This window comes from Clostridium sp. YIM B02500 (genome assembly GCF_022324665.1).
Taxonomy (GTDB): domain Bacteria; phylum Bacillota; class Clostridia; order Clostridiales; family Clostridiaceae; genus Clostridium; species Clostridium beijerinckii.
The window spans coordinates 1-17616 of record NZ_JAKGTE010000044.1 but is presented as its reverse complement, the minus strand read 5'-3'; the positions used below and the strand labels follow the sequence as shown (position 1 = coordinate 17616).

Here is a 17616-nt window from a genome sequence, read left to right as displayed (position 1 = left end):
TCATTTTATTATTCATTTTGATTTCATATAAATTTTAGATATAACTATGCTAATATAGATATTTCACTTCCTATTTTAAGTTTAGGAATTTCTTTTTTCTCCACACAAATTGTTCCTGATAAAGTAGGTACTTTAGAACCATTAAACGCAACAGTTATATGTCCTAAACTCACTAGATTCTTCTCAGCCACATCTCCAACAGCTGTTATTTCAAAAGCTATTCCATCAATCATAAATACTTGTCCAGATTTAATTGTTTCTTTAACTTCCTTTATATTAATAGAGTAACAGTAATCTGCTAGTGTATCTGGTGCATTATCTCCAAAAAATATTATCATTCCCTCTTCTAAGAATGTTTCTGCTAAATCTCCTAAGGCTTTTACTTTATTTTCATAGATTATCTTACTACTCATAGATACTTTCGTCCCTTCAAATATATTTCTTTCTAAAATTATTATTTATTCTAAGCTACTTAGATTATCGGCAATTTAACATGGTATTGCCTTGACCACACAATATCTCAAAATCTTTTCTAAAGTTCTCTACAGCTACATTCACGCAATCGTTTTTAATTAAACCTTCAATTACATCAGGTGAAATTGTAGCCGCTCCAATTCCATACTTGCATAACTCTAATACTTGTTGTGAATTCTTAAAACTAGCTGCTAATACTTCCGTTTTAAAATTGTTTTTCTCAAAAATATCGTGAATGTCTTTTGCCACTTGAACACCATTTGCTCCCAAATTATCAATTCGGTTTACATATGGAGCAGCATATTGAGCACCTGCTTTTCCAGCTAGATATGCTTGCATTTGAGTATATATAGCAGTAGCAGTAACATTAATTTCTTCTTTTCTAAGAATTTTTATAACCTTTAAACCCTCTCTAGTTACAGGTATCTTTACATAAGTATTTTTACCTAGTTCTTTAATAATTTTATATGCTTCTTTAATCATACCTTCTGAACTTTCAGAAATCACCTGTACATGTAATTCCGAGTTTTCCCCAATAAATTCACGTATTTTTATTAATATTTCATACGGCTGTTTTCCATACTTATACAAAATACTCGGATTACTAGTTACCCCATCAATTGGGAATATGCTGAAAACATCTTTTATTTTTTCAATATTTACATCATCAATAATTAGTTTCACTATGGATAAACCTCCTTTTATTCCACTCCTTGCATCTAAATCAACAATATATTTTCCTTGGTGCAATTGAGCGATTCATAAGAACCACTCAATCGCAATTAAATAAATTTTATAGTTTATTGATACAATCCTATACTTGCAACCCATGCAACTGCTACTCTAGGTACACCAATCATGAAACGTGAATACAATACAGATGGAACACCAACCTCTACTGTTTCTGGTTCTGCTTCAGCTAGACCTAAACCTACTGGAATAAAGTCACATGCACATTGTGTATTAATAGCGAATAATGCCGGTAATGCTAAGCTTGGAGGAATAGTCCCTTTGCCTATTTCAACACCAATTAAAGTACCTACGATTTGTGCTATAACAGCACCTGGTCCAAGTAATGCTGATAATAGAGGAATAGAGCATATGAATCCAAGAATCATAAGTCCAATTCCGTTTCCTGCTAATGGTACTAATATTTTAGCGAACCAATTACCAAATCCCGAACCTTGTATAATTCCTATTAACATCGCAACAAATGCCATGAATGGTAATATTGTTGTAATCATTGATTGAACTGCATCACGGCCTGCTTGGTATAGTGTATTTACAACTTTACCTGCTCCCATACCAATTTTTTGAACAATGCTTGATTTACTGTTTTCAGCCAAACTTTGTGATACTTTCTTATCCGCACTATATTTAAATTCTCTTTTTCCTTCTTCAGGCGCTTTTGTGCTCTTTATAGGTTCTGCACTTGAATCAGCTAAAGAAATTTGATTTAAACCAACTGCAGATACATAGATGTCTTCTGTAATGAATTTTGCTAAAGGCCCACTTTTACCTACTGGCATAACATTTATTGTCGGAATTCTCTTTTGTGGGTATATTCCACAGCGAAGTGTTCCACCACAATCAATAATAACTAAGAAAATTTGTTCCTCTGGTACAGATGTTTTAAATCCATTTACCGCTTTACATCCTGTTAAGTTAACAATCTTTTCTACAATTTCAGGTTCAGCTCCACCACCTGTAATATATAATAATGTATCTTTTCCTTCTTCAGGTTTTACTGTAAGTGGACCGCCAAAGCCTCCACTACCTTTTACAATTTTAATTGTATTATATTTTTCCATATGAATACCCTCCTAAACTAATTTGCCTTAAGTTGATTACTTAATTCAATACCTTGTTGTCTCATAACAATCTTTGTAGTAAAATCAGTTACCCATCCTGCAAAGAAATTCATTACTAAACCTACTAATAAATAACGAAGTCCTAAAGCTGTTGGATCAAGGCCAAGAGTTGTAATACCATTTGCAATACCTAGGTAAATGAATATTTCACCTACATTAATGTGAGGAAAAATACCGCTGTTTGTATGACAATGATACGATGCTGATGCATAGTAGCTTGGTTTCATTCTTTCAGGAAGAAATTTTCCCATTGATAATGCCATTGGATTACCTAACATAAAGGCTGATAGGAATGGTAAAACTCCATAAGCTAATATAACATTTCTAGATGCAAACTTTGCAAATCTATCAACTTTATCTTGTCCAATAAAAGCAATTATTGAATTCATAAAAACTAAAAGTAATAATACCTTTGGGATAATTCCTGTTACCCAACTAACAAATGTATTTCCACCAACTTCAAATAAATACATAAATCCTTTTGCAAAATAAACAATTGCGTCCATATTAATATCTCCTTTCTAATTGTGAGCTTTTAATTTTTTAGCTGTAAAAATATTACCTAATCTTTGTAATGGACTTTGAGGTTCTACAACTTCGCCACCACCCATAATAACGTTATAATTGGAAGAGGCTTCTAGTACTGCTTTGGTTAATGGTTTAGCTAAGTTCTTACAATCTGCTTGAGTTAATCTACCAACATCTTTTCCTTCAAATCCGTTTAGTTTCTTAACCCTTGCAAGTACTGTTATTCCTTGCATATAACCGCCTTCAAGTATAATTCCATTTTGATCGATAGCAAACATTGCAATACATCCAGCACGGAAACCACCTTTTACTTTACCAATGGCAACTCTTCCTCTTCTTCGCAATTTACTATAGTAAGCCGTGAAACTTTTCATTTGAGCAAATGTTAGTATATATTGGAGTATAAATGCAATTCCAAAGCATATAATCAAAAACCAAAAATTCATCATAAACCTCCTACTTATAAATCAAATATATCGTTTTCTTTTGTAAAATGTAGAATTAATTCTTTATAACTTTTCACCTTTGAAAGAGCTTCAATGGTATTCTTATCATTGGCAATAGCTATAATTTCGTCATAAATTTTAACTAAGAGTGTATCATCTTTAGTTTGTTCTGGAAGTCCTACCAAGAATACTAGTTTTCTTTGATTGTTTTCTCCAGCCTTTTCTGGAATTATTCCTAGACTGACTACTATTTCATCATTTTCATAATTGATAGTATGAGGAAATGCTATAGATTCATTAAAAACCATCGTAGATTTTTCTTCTCTTTTTCTTATTCTTTCCTTAAATCCATCGTCTACATAACCTTTTGAGTATAGATTATCAATCATATGATCAACATTTTCTAAATAACTCAATTGATTATCCAAAATAAAGAAGGTATCTTCATCTAAAATACTTAGTAATATAGAATCCATTCCCTGCATGGATGGCATGTCTAATTTATCTATATACTTAATACTTTTTATTCTTTTCTTTAGCGCTTCTTCATCAAATATTTTCTCTAAATATATTACAGTGGCTGTTGTCTTAAAGTTAGCTTGGACAGTAGATAGAACCAAATTGTACTTATCTAGTATTTCGCTAGTAACTGTGCTATCTGAATACAAATCTATAACTGTGTTCGCATCAAAAATACCTTTTAATTGACTAGCAACCAACCTAGCTGTAACTCTTCCAGTTCCGCATATAACTGCAACTTTGTATATTTTACTTTTTTCTATTTGCTGTTCTGAAATAAAAACTCCAAAGTATGCTGCTATAAATCCAACTTCATCTTGCGTCATTTTTACATCAAGACTTTTTTCAATAACATCTCGCGCTAACTCTGCCATTTTATAAGCTACTTTATATTTTTTCCTGATCTCATCTACTATAGGATTATGAATATGGACCCCATACTTTAAACGATTTACCAAGAAGGCCATATGGTATACAAAATCTTTCAAGATATCATCTAGCGTAATATTTAAACCCATGTCATATTTAATGCGCTCTAATATATGATTTACTAAATTTGATACTTCTTCTGTAATTTCAACATGCGGTGAAATCCCTTCTATGTTAGTCGGAGTATTCATTCCTATAATAGGCAATGCTAGGAAAATTCTTTCTTTAATTGGAATACTTATAGTAAGCCTTTTTTCAACTGCATCTGATATAGTATTTACCAATGTAAATTCCCAACTTCTTAATAATTCACCATATTTCTCGCTTAATGTATTGATTGTATGTCCATTTAAAAGGCGATCTAAAGTTACAACTAGGGAATGTATGAAAGATTCAAATGTCGTTGTATCGAACTGATATTGATCTGTTATCTCTTTTACTAAATCAATAACATCTTCATCTAATTCGTATTCTCCATAAATCATTTCATAAAGGTTCTCAAGTACAAGAAACCTTATATTTAATTCTGTGCCTTTTAAGGCTAGTCCATTATTTGTTTTGCCTATAATCTTTAAATCGTAGTTATTAAGTATCTCCCTCATTTTCTTTAAATCACTTATTACTGTCGTTCTTCCGACATTCATCTCACACGCCAGATCATCAGTTAAATATGGCTCTTCACTATTCATAAGCTTATACAAAATAAATGCCATTCTTCTTTGAGGTGAATTAAGAAATTCTTTTTGGTTATATATATTAGTCTTAATTTCCTCAAATTTGCTATTATCAATAATATAAATTTTATATATTCCTTGCTTATTATCAATTAGCGCAGATCCTTTTAATAAACTATTCAACTCTTTCACATCATTTTTAACGGTTTTTGAACTAACCTCAAATTTTTCAGCAATGGCGTCAACAGAAATGGAATGTCTTCGTTCAATTAATTTTAGAATTCTTGTCGAACGGTTTTCAGTATAAAAATACTTCATTTTTGCCTCCTTGAAAAGAATCAATACTTATTAATTCATTTAAATTAAAATAAAATTATTGCTATTAATCTTACTTTAACTTGTTATTCTCTGATTTTAGAAGTCTTTAAAAATTATACTCATAGTATAATCTTATGACTATCTTATATTCAAAGGTTGATTTTTTCAAGCGTTTTCGATGCCCCCTTTCTTTAATGTAATTATACTTTATAAAATGATAACGATTAATGCCGTCTTTTTCCTCTACAGAGAAAATGTTTGCACAATTATATTCAATTAGTATTAAAAGTAACTTTTTAATTAACTCTTATCTAATATGAACTATTTAAATTATCACTATAACCATATTTATATTAAATAAAAAGGGTGTTTAACAATGATTTTTCAATCACTTATAAACACCTTTTTTTATATAACTACTTATTATATAATTTAGTTCTGCTTAACAGCATCTACAACATCTATTTCTTCTAATATAATCTAAGACCTCTTGTTTTGCTTTTTCATACCCAGCGCAATATCCTTGCTTGTATCCAGCTGTCTCTCCCGCTGTTTCTCCTGCAGTATTTCCATCCTCATACCCATCACGATATCCATCTTTATAGCCATCATTATATGCATCTTCCAACGCATCAGCTAAACAGTCATTATTTGCGTTAGCTCCAAGAGTTCCATTGCCACAAGGATTACAATCTCTACTATCCATCTCTCCACGTTCTTCTTCACAATTACAACGTCTGCAATTTCTATTATTTCTGTTTTCCATTATTTCCTCTCCTTCGTAATCAGCATTAATTTTCGTTTAATCATTGCTAAAGCGCTTAGTTAAAGTATTACTAACATCAAATCATTATTGATTTGCCTATAAAACTTAATAACTATCTAATAATATATTATGCTGTTGTACTTTATTTGCTATTAGTTAGAGAAAATATGTATTTACTGCTTTAAAAAGATTACTCAGACAATCTAACATTAATAATATATTTATAAGGATTTATTCTATGAAATAATAACTATTATTAATCATCTCTATTCATATTAATAAATAATTAATACTTTATATTATCAAATTTTCCACTTAACATACGAAAAAGGCTTAGATACTAAAAATTCAGTAGTATCTAAGCTTTATCATCAAATTTAATCTAAATTCTTATCGATGTTTTGTTTAACTTATCGGTTTATTCCCATTCTATAGTAGCTGGTGGTTTTGAAGTTATGTCATAAACAATTCTGTTTACTCCCTTAACTTCATTTACAATTCTTCTGCTTACTAAATCTAAAATTTCGTATGGAATTCTTGCCCATTCAGAAGTCATTGCATCACTTGATGTAACTGCTCTTAAAGCTATTGTATGAGAATATGTTCTTTCATCTCCCATAACTCCAACAGAACGGATATTAGGTAAACATGCAAAGTATTGCCAAATAGATTCATCAAGATTTGCATTTGCAATTTCTTCTCTGAAAATAGCATCTGCTTCTCTAACTATTTCAAGTTTTTCTTCTGTAATCTCACCTAAAACTCTAATGGCAAGACCTGGACCTGGGAAAGGCTGTCTCCAAACCAATTTATGAGGAATGCCAAGTTCCTCTCCAACTGCCCTAACTTCATCTTTAAATAATTCTCTTAATGGTTCTATAAGTTCAAATTGCATATCTTCTGGAAGTCCACCAACATTATGATGGGATTTTATAGTTGCCGATGTCTTAGTTCCACTTTCTACGATATCTGGATAAATTGTTCCTTGAACAAGATAATCAATTTGACCAACCTTTTTAGCTTCTTCTTCAAAAACTCTTATAAATTCTTCACCGATTATTTTCCTCTTAGTTTCAGGATCAGATACTCCTGCAAGTTTTCCAAGGAATCTATCTGCAACATTAACTCTCTTAATGTTCATATCAAATTCTTCCTTAAACACTCTTTCAACAGTATCGCCTTCATCTTTTCTTAGTAAACCATGGTCAACAAATATACAAGTTAAGTTGTGACCAATAGCCTTATGTACAATCATTGCTGCTACTGAAGAGTCAACTCCACCAGATAAAGCACATAACACTTTCTTATCTCCAACTAATTCTTTTATTTCTTTTATTTTTTCTTCTGCAAAAGATCCCATAGACCAGCTGTTTTCTAACCCACAAATATTGTGTATAAAGTTTTCTAGCATTTTTTGCCCAAATTGAGTGTGTTCAACTTCTGCATGGAATTGAACTCCATAAAGCCTTTTTTCTTCATTTTCCATAGCTGCAACAGGACAAACTTCTGTAGTTGCTATTACCTTAAATCCTTTTGGAGCTTCTTCAATATAATCAGTATGACTCATCCAAGCTATACCATCAGTTTCAATTCCTTCAAATAATTTAGATGATTTATCTACTTTTACATTTGTTTTTCCATATTCTCTTACTGGTGCTGTCGCAACTTTTCCACCTAGCAAATGTGCCATTAGTTGATCACCATAGCATATTCCAAGTACTGGCACGCCTAATTCAAATACTTCTTTTTCTACAGTTGGAGTATCTTCCCCATAAACACTGTTAGGACCGCCTGTAAATATTATACCTTTCGGATTTTTAGCTTTTATCTTTTCTATAGTATAGTCATATGGAATAATCTCGCAATAAACGCCACATTCTCTTACTCTTCTTGCTATTAGTTGGTTATATTGTCCACCAAAATCAACAACTAAAACTAAATCTCTTTTCATGTTCTCCTCCTAAACTCTTCTTATAAATTCTATTATCAACTAAATAAATCTTTTTATCAATAAATTGAGACAATTTTCACCGAAAATTATAAATACTAATTTAAATAATCTCTATAATTATAAATTAATCAAATAATGCACAGTTCACATAAGTGGTATATTTTATGATTGTGAACTGTGCATTTTACTATTGTCCTACACTATAATTAGGTGCTTCCTTAGTAATGTTAATATCATGTGGATGGCTTTCTCTTTGACCTGAAGCTGTCTGAACCACAAAATTAGCTGTTTCATATAAAATTTCAAAATTCTTTGCTCCTAAATATCCCATTCCTGATTTAATTCCACCCAATAATTGGAATATAGTATCTGAGACAAAGCCTTTATAAGCTACTCTACCTTCAACACCTTCTGGTACTAATTTCTTATTTCCTTCTTGGAAATATCTATCTTTAGATCCACATTCCATAGCAGCTAAAGATCCCATTCCTCTATAAACTTTATAACTTCTTCCTTGATATATTTCCATTTCCCCTGGTGCTTCTTCACATCCTGCAAATAATGATCCCATCATTGCTGCAGAAGCTCCTGCCGCTAGTGCTTTCACTATATCCCCTGAATACTTAAGTCCACCATCAGCAATTATAGGAACTCCATACTTCTTACCTACTTCTGCACAATCCATAACTGCAGTTAATTGAGGGACTCCAACCCCAGCTACTACTCTCGTAGTACAGATTGATCCCGGTCCAATACCAACCTTAACACAATCTGCTCCAGCCTTTATTAGATCTTCTGTTGCTTCCGCTGTAGCAACATTCCCAGCTATAACTTGAAGATCAGGATATACTTTCTTTATTTGTGAAACAGCATCTAAAACTCCTTTTGAATGTCCATGTGCTGTATCAAGAGTTATAACATCAACTTGTGCTTTAACTAATGCATCAACTCTTTCCATCATGTTTCCAGTTACACCTACTGCTGCTCCACATAATAATCTACCCTTCTTATCCTTTGCAGCATTTGGAAACTTTCTAACTTTTTCAATATCTTTCATTGTAATTAATCCCTTTAGACGGCCTTCACTATCAACTAAAGGTAACTTTTCTACTTTATGCTTTTTTAATATTTCTTTTGCTTCCTCTACAGTAGTATTTTCTGAAGCAGTTATTAAATTATCTTTTGTCATCACTTCTGAAATTTTTCTTTGGTAATTTGTTTCAAATATTATGTCTCTGTTTGTAATTATTCCAATTAATTTTCCATCTTGAGTTGTTATTGGAACTCCTGATATTCTGTATTGTGCCATTAAGTTCTCTGCATCCTGAATAAGATGATCTTGAGATAAAAATATAGGATCTGTAATTACTCCATTTTCTTGTCTCTTAACTCTATCTACTTCTTTTGCTTGCTCTTCAATAGTCATATTTTTATGTATTATTCCGATTCCGCCTTCTCTTGCAACAGCAATTGCCATCTTCGACTCAGTTACAGTATCCATTCCTGCACTCATTAAAGGAATATTTAATTCTATAGTCTTTGTTATTTTTGTTTTTGTGCTCACTTCTCTTGGTAATATATCCGATTTATTAGGTACCAATAATACATCATCAAAAGTATATGCAGTCTTAATTATTTTTCCCATTATAGTTCCTCCTATTTTTTGAATTATTTATTTCATTTTCAGTATTTTATGATTTTTTGCTTGCATTGCTTGTACTATTTTTTTGTACAAAAAAAGCACATTAACCTCAAAAGTGATGTTAATATGCTAATAAATCTATAGATTTAGCCTATACTAATATCACTTATAGTCGGAAATTTACGGCTCCCGGTAGATACTCCTTGCCATATTCAAGGTATATATAAGTTTTCAAATGTGCTATATTTTAAATTAAAATTATTATAATGTATGTACAATCTAAAGTCAATAAATTTGAAGCTAAAATTGCAAATTTACTTCAATAATGTAAGTTAAATTTTTTGTTATCGATATCTTTTCTATTTTTTTACATCATCTTTGGTAGATCCATTATCAATCGTCGTCGGATTTAAAATATCTGTATTTTCTGTGAAATCAAATTCTGCACCATTTACTACATCATAACAATTTTTTAAACTTGTGCTACTAGTATTTAAATTACCAAATTCAACTCCATCTAAATACTTACTAATCCCTTTGTTGCTTATAGCCGAACTTACACTAGTGCTTTCACTTAGAGGCGAATCATTTTTCAAATTATATGATTCAACGGCCATTATTACTTTTCTGCACTGATCTACAACTTTAACTTTTTTTGCTTCATTTATATAGCCATTTACTTTAGGTAAAATAGCAACAGCTAAAATACCAATAATTGCAATTACTGCAATCATTTCAATTAAAGTAAAAGCTTCTCTCTTTCTCTTCTTACAGAATCTTTTCTTTGGCATACTATCTTTGAATCTAAATCTACATTTAATGTATAAAGAAATCATTATTCATTATCCATCTCCTATTAATGTTTTTATTTAAATTATGTCTAATAGGAAATCTTTTATACAATAAATGGAAAATATTCTCTAATAATTTATAATATTGACTTCTAGTATATAAATTTTGTATAAAGTTGCATTGCTATGATTTTCATAAGCTTAAACGTTAAACATATAATATAAAATACTTTTTAAAATTGCATAGATATGTTAATGGCTATTAAGCACTTTATTTTTTAATACTAAAAAGCAAAATAGAGAAAGTACTTATAAGCACTTTCTCTATTTATTAAATTAAATATTTATAACTCTTTAATTTATATATTTTAATACATTCCGTCCATTCCCATTCCTGGAGCACCTGGCATTGGTGTTTCCTTTGCTGGAATATCAGCAACTGCTGCTTCTGTTGTTAAGAATGTTGAAGCAACTGAAGCTGCATTTTGAAGTGCTGATCTAGTAACCTTAGTTGGGTCCACTATTCCACCTTTTATCATGTTGATATATTCTCCATGTAATGCATCATATCCTATTCCTGGTTCACTATTCTTAACTTTTTCAATTATTACTGAACCTTCTACACCTGCATTAGTAGCTATTTGTCTTACTGGCTCTTCTAATGATTTAACTATTATATTAATACCAATTTGTGTATCGGCAACATCTGAAGTTAATTTTGCAACTTCGTTTATTACATTAACATAAGCAGTTCCACCACCAGCTACTATTCCTTCTTCAACAGCAGCCTTTGTTGCAGCTAATGCATCTTCTATTCTAAGTTTCTTTTCTTTTAATTCTGTTTCAGTTGCTGCACCAACTTTAATTACTGCAACACCTCCAGCTAATTTAGCTAATCTTTCTTGTAGTTTTTCTTTATCAAATTCTGAAGAAGTTTCTTCTATTTGAGCTTTAATTTGGTTAATTCTTTCTTTTATTGCATTAGAATCGCCTTTACCATTAACTATAACAGTGTTTTCTTTACTTACTTTAACACTATCAGCTGTACCTAGCATATCAATAGTAACATCTTTTAATTCTCTGCCTAATTCTTCAGCGATTACTGTTCCACCAGTTAATGTTGCAATATCTTGTAACATTTCTTTTCTTCTATCTCCAAATCCTGGTGCCTTAACAGCTACACAAGTAAATGTTCCTCTTAATTTATTAACTACTAATGTAGCCATTGCTTCTCCTTCAATATCTTCAGCAATGATTAATAACTTTTTACCTGATTGAACTATTTGTTCAAGTACTGGTAATATTTCTTGTATGTTAGAAATTTTCTTATCAGTTATTAATATATATGGATTTTCCAAAACAGCTTCCATTTTTTCAGTATCTGTAGCCATATAAGGTGATACGTATCCTCTATCGAATTGCATACCTTCTACAACATCTAACTCTGTTCCCATTGATTTAGATTCTTCTATAGTAATAACTCCTTCATTACCAACCTTCTCCATAGCATCTGCTATTAACTTACCAACTTCTTCATCAGAAGCTGAGATTGCAGCAACTCTAGCTATATCTTCTTTTCCATCTACCTGCTTAGAAATCTTTTGGATTTCTTCAACAGCTTTATCTACAGCCATTTTAATACCTGTTCTAATTAGTATTGGGTTAGCCCCAGCTGTAACATTCTTTAGACCTTCTCTAATTATTGCTTGAGCAAGTAATGTTGCAGTTGTAGTTCCATCTCCTGCTACATCATTAGTCTTTGTTGCAACTTCTTTAACTAATTGAGCACCCATGTTTTCATATGGATCTTCTAATTCTATTTCTCTTGCAATTGAAACACCGTCATTTGTAATTAATGGTGCACCAAATTTTTTATCTAAAACAACATTTCTTCCCTTAGGTCCTAAAGTCACTTTAACTGTATCTGCTAATTTATCTACACCTATTTGCATAGATCTTCTTGCATCTTCCCCGAATTTTAACATCTTAGCCATTTATATCACACGCTCCTTATATATGTTATTTATTATCGTTTCTAATTGAATTTCTTTTTTATATTTAAATATCTAGTTATGAACACTTTAACTATTCAACTATTGCTAGAATATCATCTTGCTTTAATATAGTATATTCTTCGCCATCAACCTTTACTTCTGTTCCAGCATATTTTGAATATAATACTTTATCTCCAACTTTTACTTCCATAGCTACTCTATTTCCATCTACAACAGCTCCAGGTCCTACTGCAACCACTTCTGCTTCTTGTGGTCTTTCCTTTGCAGTACCAGTTAAGACTATTCCACTCTTAGTCTTTTCTTCTGCCTCTAATTTTTTAATTACTACTCTTTCACCAAGTGGTTTAATGTTCATGAAAAAACCCTCCTTAAAATATATATTATCATATCAGTTTAATTTCTGTTAGCACTCATCATTGTCGAGTGCTAACATAATTATAATATCCTTTATATCCATATAATTCAAACATTACTTCTAATATTATATCCCATTTTTCAGCGAATATTACTCCTTATCTCAAAATATATCGCATTTACTTAAATTTTCTCCATATTATTATTAATATTATGAATTTTTAAAATAATAAAAAAACTCTAACCAAATAAACATATTACTGATTAGAGTTTTTATGACATTATATTAAAGAATAAAGCTCTTAAATTTCATAAATAATTTTAAATCCTAAATACCTCATTGCCTAGAGCACCTATATAATAATAGAATTTTTAATTACTTAATTATATTTCAAAATCAAGATTTATATTATCTTTCTAAGTTTATTTCAGTGTATTCGCCTAATGTCGTATTAGCTAATACACTCTTAGTACTTGTTTGCTGATTTAATTTTGTAAATGGCGCTTTAGCTTTCATTGCTGATACAATTTTAGCTGCCCCATTTATACAGCCACCTTCGCACATCATTCCTTCAATAAAGTTTCCTTGTAACTTTCCAACCTTAGCCATTGTCATAGTCTTTTTAATTTCTGCTCCGCCTGAGATCTTTACTGGCTTAAAGTCAATATTAACACCTTTTTCTTGTACATAGTTCTCTATAGCAGCAGTCAATCCACCACCTACAGCAAAATTTCTACCAAATATTGAAGCTCCATCAACTACTATATCTTCACAAGTTGTAGGATCAACTCCAAATGCATCAAATAAGGCTACTAATTCTTCAAAAGTTAATGCATAATCTATAGCATCTTTTATTGATTCTATTAGAACCTCGCTTTTTTTAGCTGTGCAAGGACCTATAAATATCACTTTTGCATCTTTATCTTTAGATTTTATATATCTACCCGTTGCTACCATCGGTGAAACTGTCCCTGAAATCTTATTAGCTTGATCTGGCATCATTTTTTCAATATAGCTTAGGAATCCTGGACAACATGAATTTGTCATGTAGCTATCCCCATTTTCCATTCTCTCTACAAACTCATTACTTTCATGCACAGTAACTGCATCTGCTCCACATGCAGCTTCTACCATATCTTTAAAGCCTAATGCCTTAATTGCATTCTTAACTTGTCCATAAGTTGTTTTAGGCCCAAATTGCCCTGTTATTGCTGGTGCAACTACAGCATAAATTTTTTCTTCTTTATCCATCAATCTATTAATAACTTTAACTAATGAGCTTTTGTCTTCTATAGCTCCAAATGGACATGCTGACATACATGCACCACAGTTTACACATTTACTTTCTGTAATTTCAGCACTCAAATCTTCTGCATTATAGCTTAATGCACCTGTTGGACATGATTTTTTACATGGTCTCATATCTTCTGCAACAGCATCATACGGACATGCTTTTTTACACATTCCACATTCCTTACATTTATCTGGATCTATATAAGCTCTTCCATCAACATATGTAATTGCTCCAAAATTACACGCACTTTGACACTTATGAGCTATACAATTTCTACATGCATCAGTAACTTGAAACTTCTTTGTTGGGCATCTATCACATGCTTCTTTTATAACATATAATATTTGTTTTTCTTCTTCTATATTAACTAAATCTTGTCCATGTTTGCCTGTTGGTTTAAATCCTGCTGCAAGTTTTGCTCTCTCTAATACTACATTTCTTTCTCGTTCAACTGAATCTCTATACTTAGGTTCTTCTCCTACAATCATAGCATAAGGAATTTTTTCTATTTCCTCTTTACTAATATTATTTTCTTTTGCTAATACAGCAACTCTAGTAAGAACCTCGTGTTTTAAAGCTAGAAGTTGATTCTCAAACTGAAACATTACACACACTCTCCCATGAATAATTTTTATCTTACATTTATAATACAAAATAATTATAGCACACTCTTGTTAAAATTATAACAAATATTATATAATTTAAATTTTCTAAATTTTCTTAATATACGTTCTATTTTCATATGTATATAGCGATATTTCTCAACTACTTTAGTTAAAGTTTTTTCTTGCATTTCCACTTCTTTTCGGATCTGTTCATTTACCTTATATTAGTTATATCAAGGGATTTATATGATATTTATATTATTACATCAATGATAAATTATTAACATTATTGAACATATTATTCTGATATTTCTTGACGAAATAAAAAGTCTAGGAAATAAAATCCTAGACTTTTTATTTTACGCCAACCTTTTTTAATCGACATTTATTTTATTTTCTCTTGCATAATAAAATAAATATTGCTGTGCAAAGCCTGCTAATTTACCAAACTTGTTCCTTCCAAAAATTCTAATCTTACTTAGAGATGCATCCTCTGCCCCATAAAAATGAATCATCGCACGTTTAACCCATACATCTACTGGAAATGCTGAAGTCTTTTCCATTGAAAATAACATTATGCAATCAGCTACCTTTGAACCAACACCTTTAAATTCTTGAAGTGCATTATGACATTCATCATCATCTAAATTTTTAATGTAATCCAGATCATACTTTATATATTCATTTGTATCATTTGTTTTTAAGTTACCTTTTCCACTCTTAGAATTAAATACATTTTTTATTGTATCAAATATGTATTTACTTCTGAAAGATGCTCCTGTCTCCTGTATTTCTTCTAATGTAGCACCTTTTATTTCTTCTATATTAGGAAACGCATAGTAAGTTTTATCCTTATAAATAATTTCTTTTCCCCATTTATTAGATATTTTATTTACAGTCTTCTTTATTGATGGTATATTATTTCTCGCTGAAATAATAAAGCTAAGCAACATTTCAAATGGATCTTGATTCAAGACTCTAACACCATATCCAAATTCAATACTTTGTTTAAGTAAAACATCTTTTGAAAGTTCATCTTTTATAACTGAGTAATCTCTATCTAAATCAAAATACTTAAGCCAAATATTTTGAAAATCTTCCTTTGTAGAATTATAAATTATTACGTCATTTCCATCTTCTTTAACTTCAATTAATCTTCCAAACGCAATTACAATAAAATCATTTTCTGCTACCTCTTCAAACCTAAAAATTTGTCCGCACTCAAATATATGTTTTAATTTAAAATTTCTTAATTCTTTTATTATTAAATAATTATCATAAAATTCTACAGATTTATAATCCATTTTATTATCCGTCTCCCTTACAGTATAAAATTATTTAGTTTGCATCATCTCATAATCTAATATGCATATTGATGAACCCTACCCTTTGATTATGAATATTCAAAATATATTTTTATCTTTTTAGTAAAATCATTGATAAACATAATATCATATCAACCTTAGTTTTAACTTATTTCATTCATATATTCTTCTTTAAATAATATATTCTACACTAAAGTTTTTTTCTAAAGATTATATCACAGTTTATATTGCCCATTTTCTGATGTGTACCACCTATATCATATTTTTTAACTATTTATTTTTTTAATATCCAATATTCAATTAAATTATACAATTAATCTTAAGAAAATAGTTATTATTTAATATATTATATCACTTACTTAACAGTAATAAAATGTTTTGTTGAATTTTACAATATTCTTTAGTTTAAACTTATCTATGTAATCTAGTAGTTATTTATATATTTCCCTAAAAATAAAAAAACCCAAGCATAAACTTGAGTTTTTCCATATATTCATGATATTATTTAGAATAATCATAGAATCCTTTTCCTGATTTTCTTCCAAGCCATCCAGCTCTAACATATTTTCTTAATATGCTACTAGCTCTGTACTTGTTATCACCTGTTTCAGTGAATAAAACATCCATGATAGCTAAGCAAACGTCTAATCCAATAAGATCTCCTAAAGCTAAAGGTCCCATTGGATGGTTAGCACCATATTTCATAGCTGTATCAATATCTTCAACTGAAGCTATTCCTTCTTGTAGGATAAATGAAGCTTCGTTAATCATTGGGATTAATATTCTGTTTACAACGAATCCTGGAGCTTCTGCAACTTCTACTGGTTCTTTTCCAATAGCAACTGATAATTCCTTAACAGCATCAAAAGTTTCTTGAGAAGTAGCTATTCCTTTAATAATTTCAACAAGCTTCATTACTGGAGCTGGATTAAAGAAATGCATTCCGATAACTTTATCAGGTCTCTTTGTAGCCGAAGCAACTTCAGTAATTGATAAAGATGAAGTGTTTGAAGCTAAAATCGCTTCTGGCTTACAAATTCCATCTAATTCAGCGAAGATTTCCTTCTTAATTTTCATGTTTTCGATTGCAGCTTCAACTACTAAATCACAGTCAGCAGCTAATTTCATATCAGTTGTTCCTGAAATTCTTGAAAGTATAGCTTCTTTATCTTCTTCAGACATTTTTCCTTTAGCAACTTGCTTTTCTAATCCTTTAGTGATTCCAGCTATTCCTCTGTCAACAAATTCTTCCTTTATGTCTCTTACAATTACTTCACAACCTTTTTGAGCGAATGCTTGAACGATACCAGCACCCATTGTTCCTGCTCCAAGTACAAAAATCTTTTTCATAAATTATTCCTCCTCTAAATCTTTTCATTATAGATATCCTTAGCTAAAATATATATTTTAACTAAGGATTAACTTCATAATTATCTAATTGTCACTTATTGAATAATATTGTTAATTAATTATCTTTAATGTTACATTATTAACTTTCAATAGTACAATCTAACAAAAACATATCTAAATTAACCGAATAATTATTCAGCGCTCTTTATTTCTTTAACTTGAGCTATTAATTCTGGTACTACCTTAGTAAGATCACCAACTAT

15 protein-coding genes and 1 riboswitch are annotated in these 17616 nt (G+C 30.5%); all 15 genes read right to left on the bottom strand.

Annotated features, from left to right (window positions below):
* Window positions 1-44: 44 nt before the first annotated feature.
* The 15 genes from L1S46_RS23685 to L1S46_RS23615 all read right to left on the bottom strand — a co-directional run bounded on the left by L1S46_RS23685 (window position 45) and on the right by L1S46_RS23615 (window position 17353).
* Window positions 45-413 carry a glucitol/sorbitol-specific PTS transporter subunit IIA gene (locus L1S46_RS23685; protein ID WP_077830909.1) on the bottom strand — a complete coding sequence of 123 codons (369 nt, stop codon included), beginning with the start codon at window positions 411-413 and terminating at the stop codon, window positions 45-47.
* Window positions 414-477: 64 nt separating this feature from the next.
* Window positions 478-1158, bottom strand: coding sequence for a fructose-6-phosphate aldolase (locus tag L1S46_RS23680; protein WP_238901151.1), 681 nt, complete (start codon window positions 1156-1158; stop codon window positions 478-480).
* A 116-nt stretch (window positions 1159-1274) separates the two neighbouring features.
* A complete protein-coding gene (locus L1S46_RS23675; RefSeq protein WP_238901150.1) occupies window positions 1275-2285 on the bottom strand; it encodes a PTS glucitol/sorbitol transporter subunit IIB in 1011 nt (336 codons plus the stop codon).
* A 17-nt stretch (window positions 2286-2302) separates the two neighbouring features.
* Window positions 2303-2851 (bottom strand): glucitol/sorbitol-specific PTS transporter subunit IIC, encoded by a 549-nt coding sequence (gene srlA / locus L1S46_RS23670; RefSeq protein WP_011967685.1) that lies wholly within the window; start codon window positions 2849-2851, stop codon window positions 2303-2305.
* Between the two features lie 15 nt (window positions 2852-2866).
* Window positions 2867-3319, bottom strand: coding sequence for a transcriptional regulator GutM (locus L1S46_RS23665; RefSeq protein WP_077868522.1), 453 nt, complete (start codon window positions 3317-3319; stop codon window positions 2867-2869).
* 14 nt (window positions 3320-3333) lie between these two features.
* On the bottom strand, window positions 3334-5259 hold the full coding sequence (locus L1S46_RS23660) for a PRD domain-containing protein (protein ID WP_011967683.1): 1926 nt from the start codon (window positions 5257-5259) through the stop codon (window positions 3334-3336).
* A 442-nt stretch (window positions 5260-5701) separates the two neighbouring features.
* Complete coding sequence (locus tag L1S46_RS23655) at window positions 5702-6025, bottom strand: hypothetical protein (RefSeq protein ID WP_238901149.1); 324 nt, start codon at window positions 6023-6025, stop codon at window positions 5702-5704.
* Window positions 6026-6443: 418 nt separating this feature from the next.
* Window positions 6444-7976: a glutamine-hydrolyzing GMP synthase gene (gene guaA / locus L1S46_RS23650; protein WP_238901148.1), complete on the bottom strand. Its 1533-nt coding sequence runs from the start codon at window positions 7974-7976 to the stop codon at window positions 6444-6446.
* Between the two features lie 187 nt (window positions 7977-8163).
* Entirely contained in the window at window positions 8164-9621 is a 1458-nt protein-coding gene (gene guaB, locus L1S46_RS23645; RefSeq protein WP_011967680.1) for an IMP dehydrogenase, read from the bottom strand.
* Window positions 9622-9767: 146 nt separating this feature from the next.
* Window positions 9768-9865: riboswitch (purine riboswitch) on the bottom strand.
* 112 nt (window positions 9866-9977) lie between these two features.
* A complete protein-coding gene (locus tag L1S46_RS23640) occupies window positions 9978-10454 on the bottom strand; it encodes a type II secretion system protein (protein ID WP_238901147.1) in 477 nt (158 codons plus the stop codon).
* A gap of 323 nt (window positions 10455-10777) precedes the next feature.
* Window positions 10778-12403 carry a chaperonin GroEL gene (groL, locus tag L1S46_RS23635; protein WP_238901146.1) on the bottom strand — a complete coding sequence of 542 codons (1626 nt, stop codon included), beginning with the start codon at window positions 12401-12403 and terminating at the stop codon, window positions 10778-10780.
* 91 nt (window positions 12404-12494) lie between these two features.
* On the bottom strand, window positions 12495-12779 hold the full coding sequence (gene groES / locus L1S46_RS23630) for a co-chaperone GroES (RefSeq protein ID WP_008427174.1): 285 nt from the start codon (window positions 12777-12779) through the stop codon (window positions 12495-12497).
* Between the two features lie 408 nt (window positions 12780-13187).
* The gene (locus tag L1S46_RS23625; RefSeq protein WP_238901145.1) at window positions 13188-14678 is read right to left on the bottom strand and encodes a 4Fe-4S dicluster domain-containing protein; all 1491 of its coding nucleotides are present in this window, start codon (window positions 14676-14678) and stop codon (window positions 13188-13190) included.
* A 374-nt stretch (window positions 14679-15052) separates the two neighbouring features.
* Entirely contained in the window at window positions 15053-15982 is a 930-nt protein-coding gene (locus tag L1S46_RS23620) for a DNA glycosylase (protein WP_238901144.1), read from the bottom strand.
* Between the two features lie 522 nt (window positions 15983-16504).
* Window positions 16505-17353, bottom strand: a complete 849-nt coding sequence (locus tag L1S46_RS23615; protein WP_011967675.1) for a 3-hydroxybutyryl-CoA dehydrogenase — start codon at window positions 17351-17353, stop codon at window positions 16505-16507.
* Window positions 17354-17616: the final 263 nt, after the last annotated feature.

Bases quoted from the DNA above. Each gene is read 5' to 3' on its own strand.
- L1S46_RS23640 (WP_238901147.1), bottom strand. From the start codon at position 10,454: ATGATTTCTTTATACATTAAATGTAGATTTAGATTCAAAGATAGTATG.
- L1S46_RS23665 (WP_077868522.1), bottom strand. From the start codon at position 3,319: ATGAATTTTTGGTTTTTGATTATATGCTTTGGAATTGCATTTATACTC.
- groES (WP_008427174.1), bottom strand. From the start codon at position 12,779: ATGAACATTAAACCACTTGGTGAAAGAGTAGTAATTAAAAAATTAGAG.
- L1S46_RS23655 (WP_238901149.1), bottom strand. From the start codon at position 6,025: ATGGAAAACAGAAATAATAGAAATTGCAGACGTTGTAATTGTGAAGAA.
- groL (WP_238901146.1), bottom strand. From the start codon at position 12,403: ATGGCTAAGATGTTAAAATTCGGGGAAGATGCAAGAAGATCTATGCAA.
- guaA (WP_238901148.1), bottom strand. From the start codon at position 7,976: ATGAAAAGAGATTTAGTTTTAGTTGTTGATTTTGGTGGACAATATAAC.
- L1S46_RS23625 (WP_238901145.1), bottom strand. From the start codon at position 14,678: ATGTTTCAGTTTGAGAATCAACTTCTAGCTTTAAAACACGAGGTTCTT.
- srlA (WP_011967685.1), bottom strand. From the start codon at position 2,851: ATGGACGCAATTGTTTATTTTGCAAAAGGATTTATGTATTTATTTGAA.
- L1S46_RS23685 (WP_077830909.1), bottom strand. From the start codon at position 413: ATGAGTAGTAAGATAATCTATGAAAATAAAGTAAAAGCCTTAGGAGAT.
- L1S46_RS23660 (WP_011967683.1), bottom strand. From the start codon at position 5,259: ATGAAGTATTTTTATACTGAAAACCGTTCGACAAGAATTCTAAAATTA.
- guaB (WP_011967680.1), bottom strand. From the start codon at position 9,621: ATGGGAAAAATAATTAAGACTGCATATACTTTTGATGATGTATTATTG.
- L1S46_RS23615 (WP_011967675.1), bottom strand. From the start codon at position 17,353: ATGAAAAAGATTTTTGTACTTGGAGCAGGAACAATGGGTGCTGGTATC.
- L1S46_RS23675 (WP_238901150.1), bottom strand. From the start codon at position 2,285: ATGGAAAAATATAATACAATTAAAATTGTAAAAGGTAGTGGAGGCTTT.
- L1S46_RS23620 (WP_238901144.1), bottom strand. From the start codon at position 15,982: ATGGATTATAAATCTGTAGAATTTTATGATAATTATTTAATAATAAAA.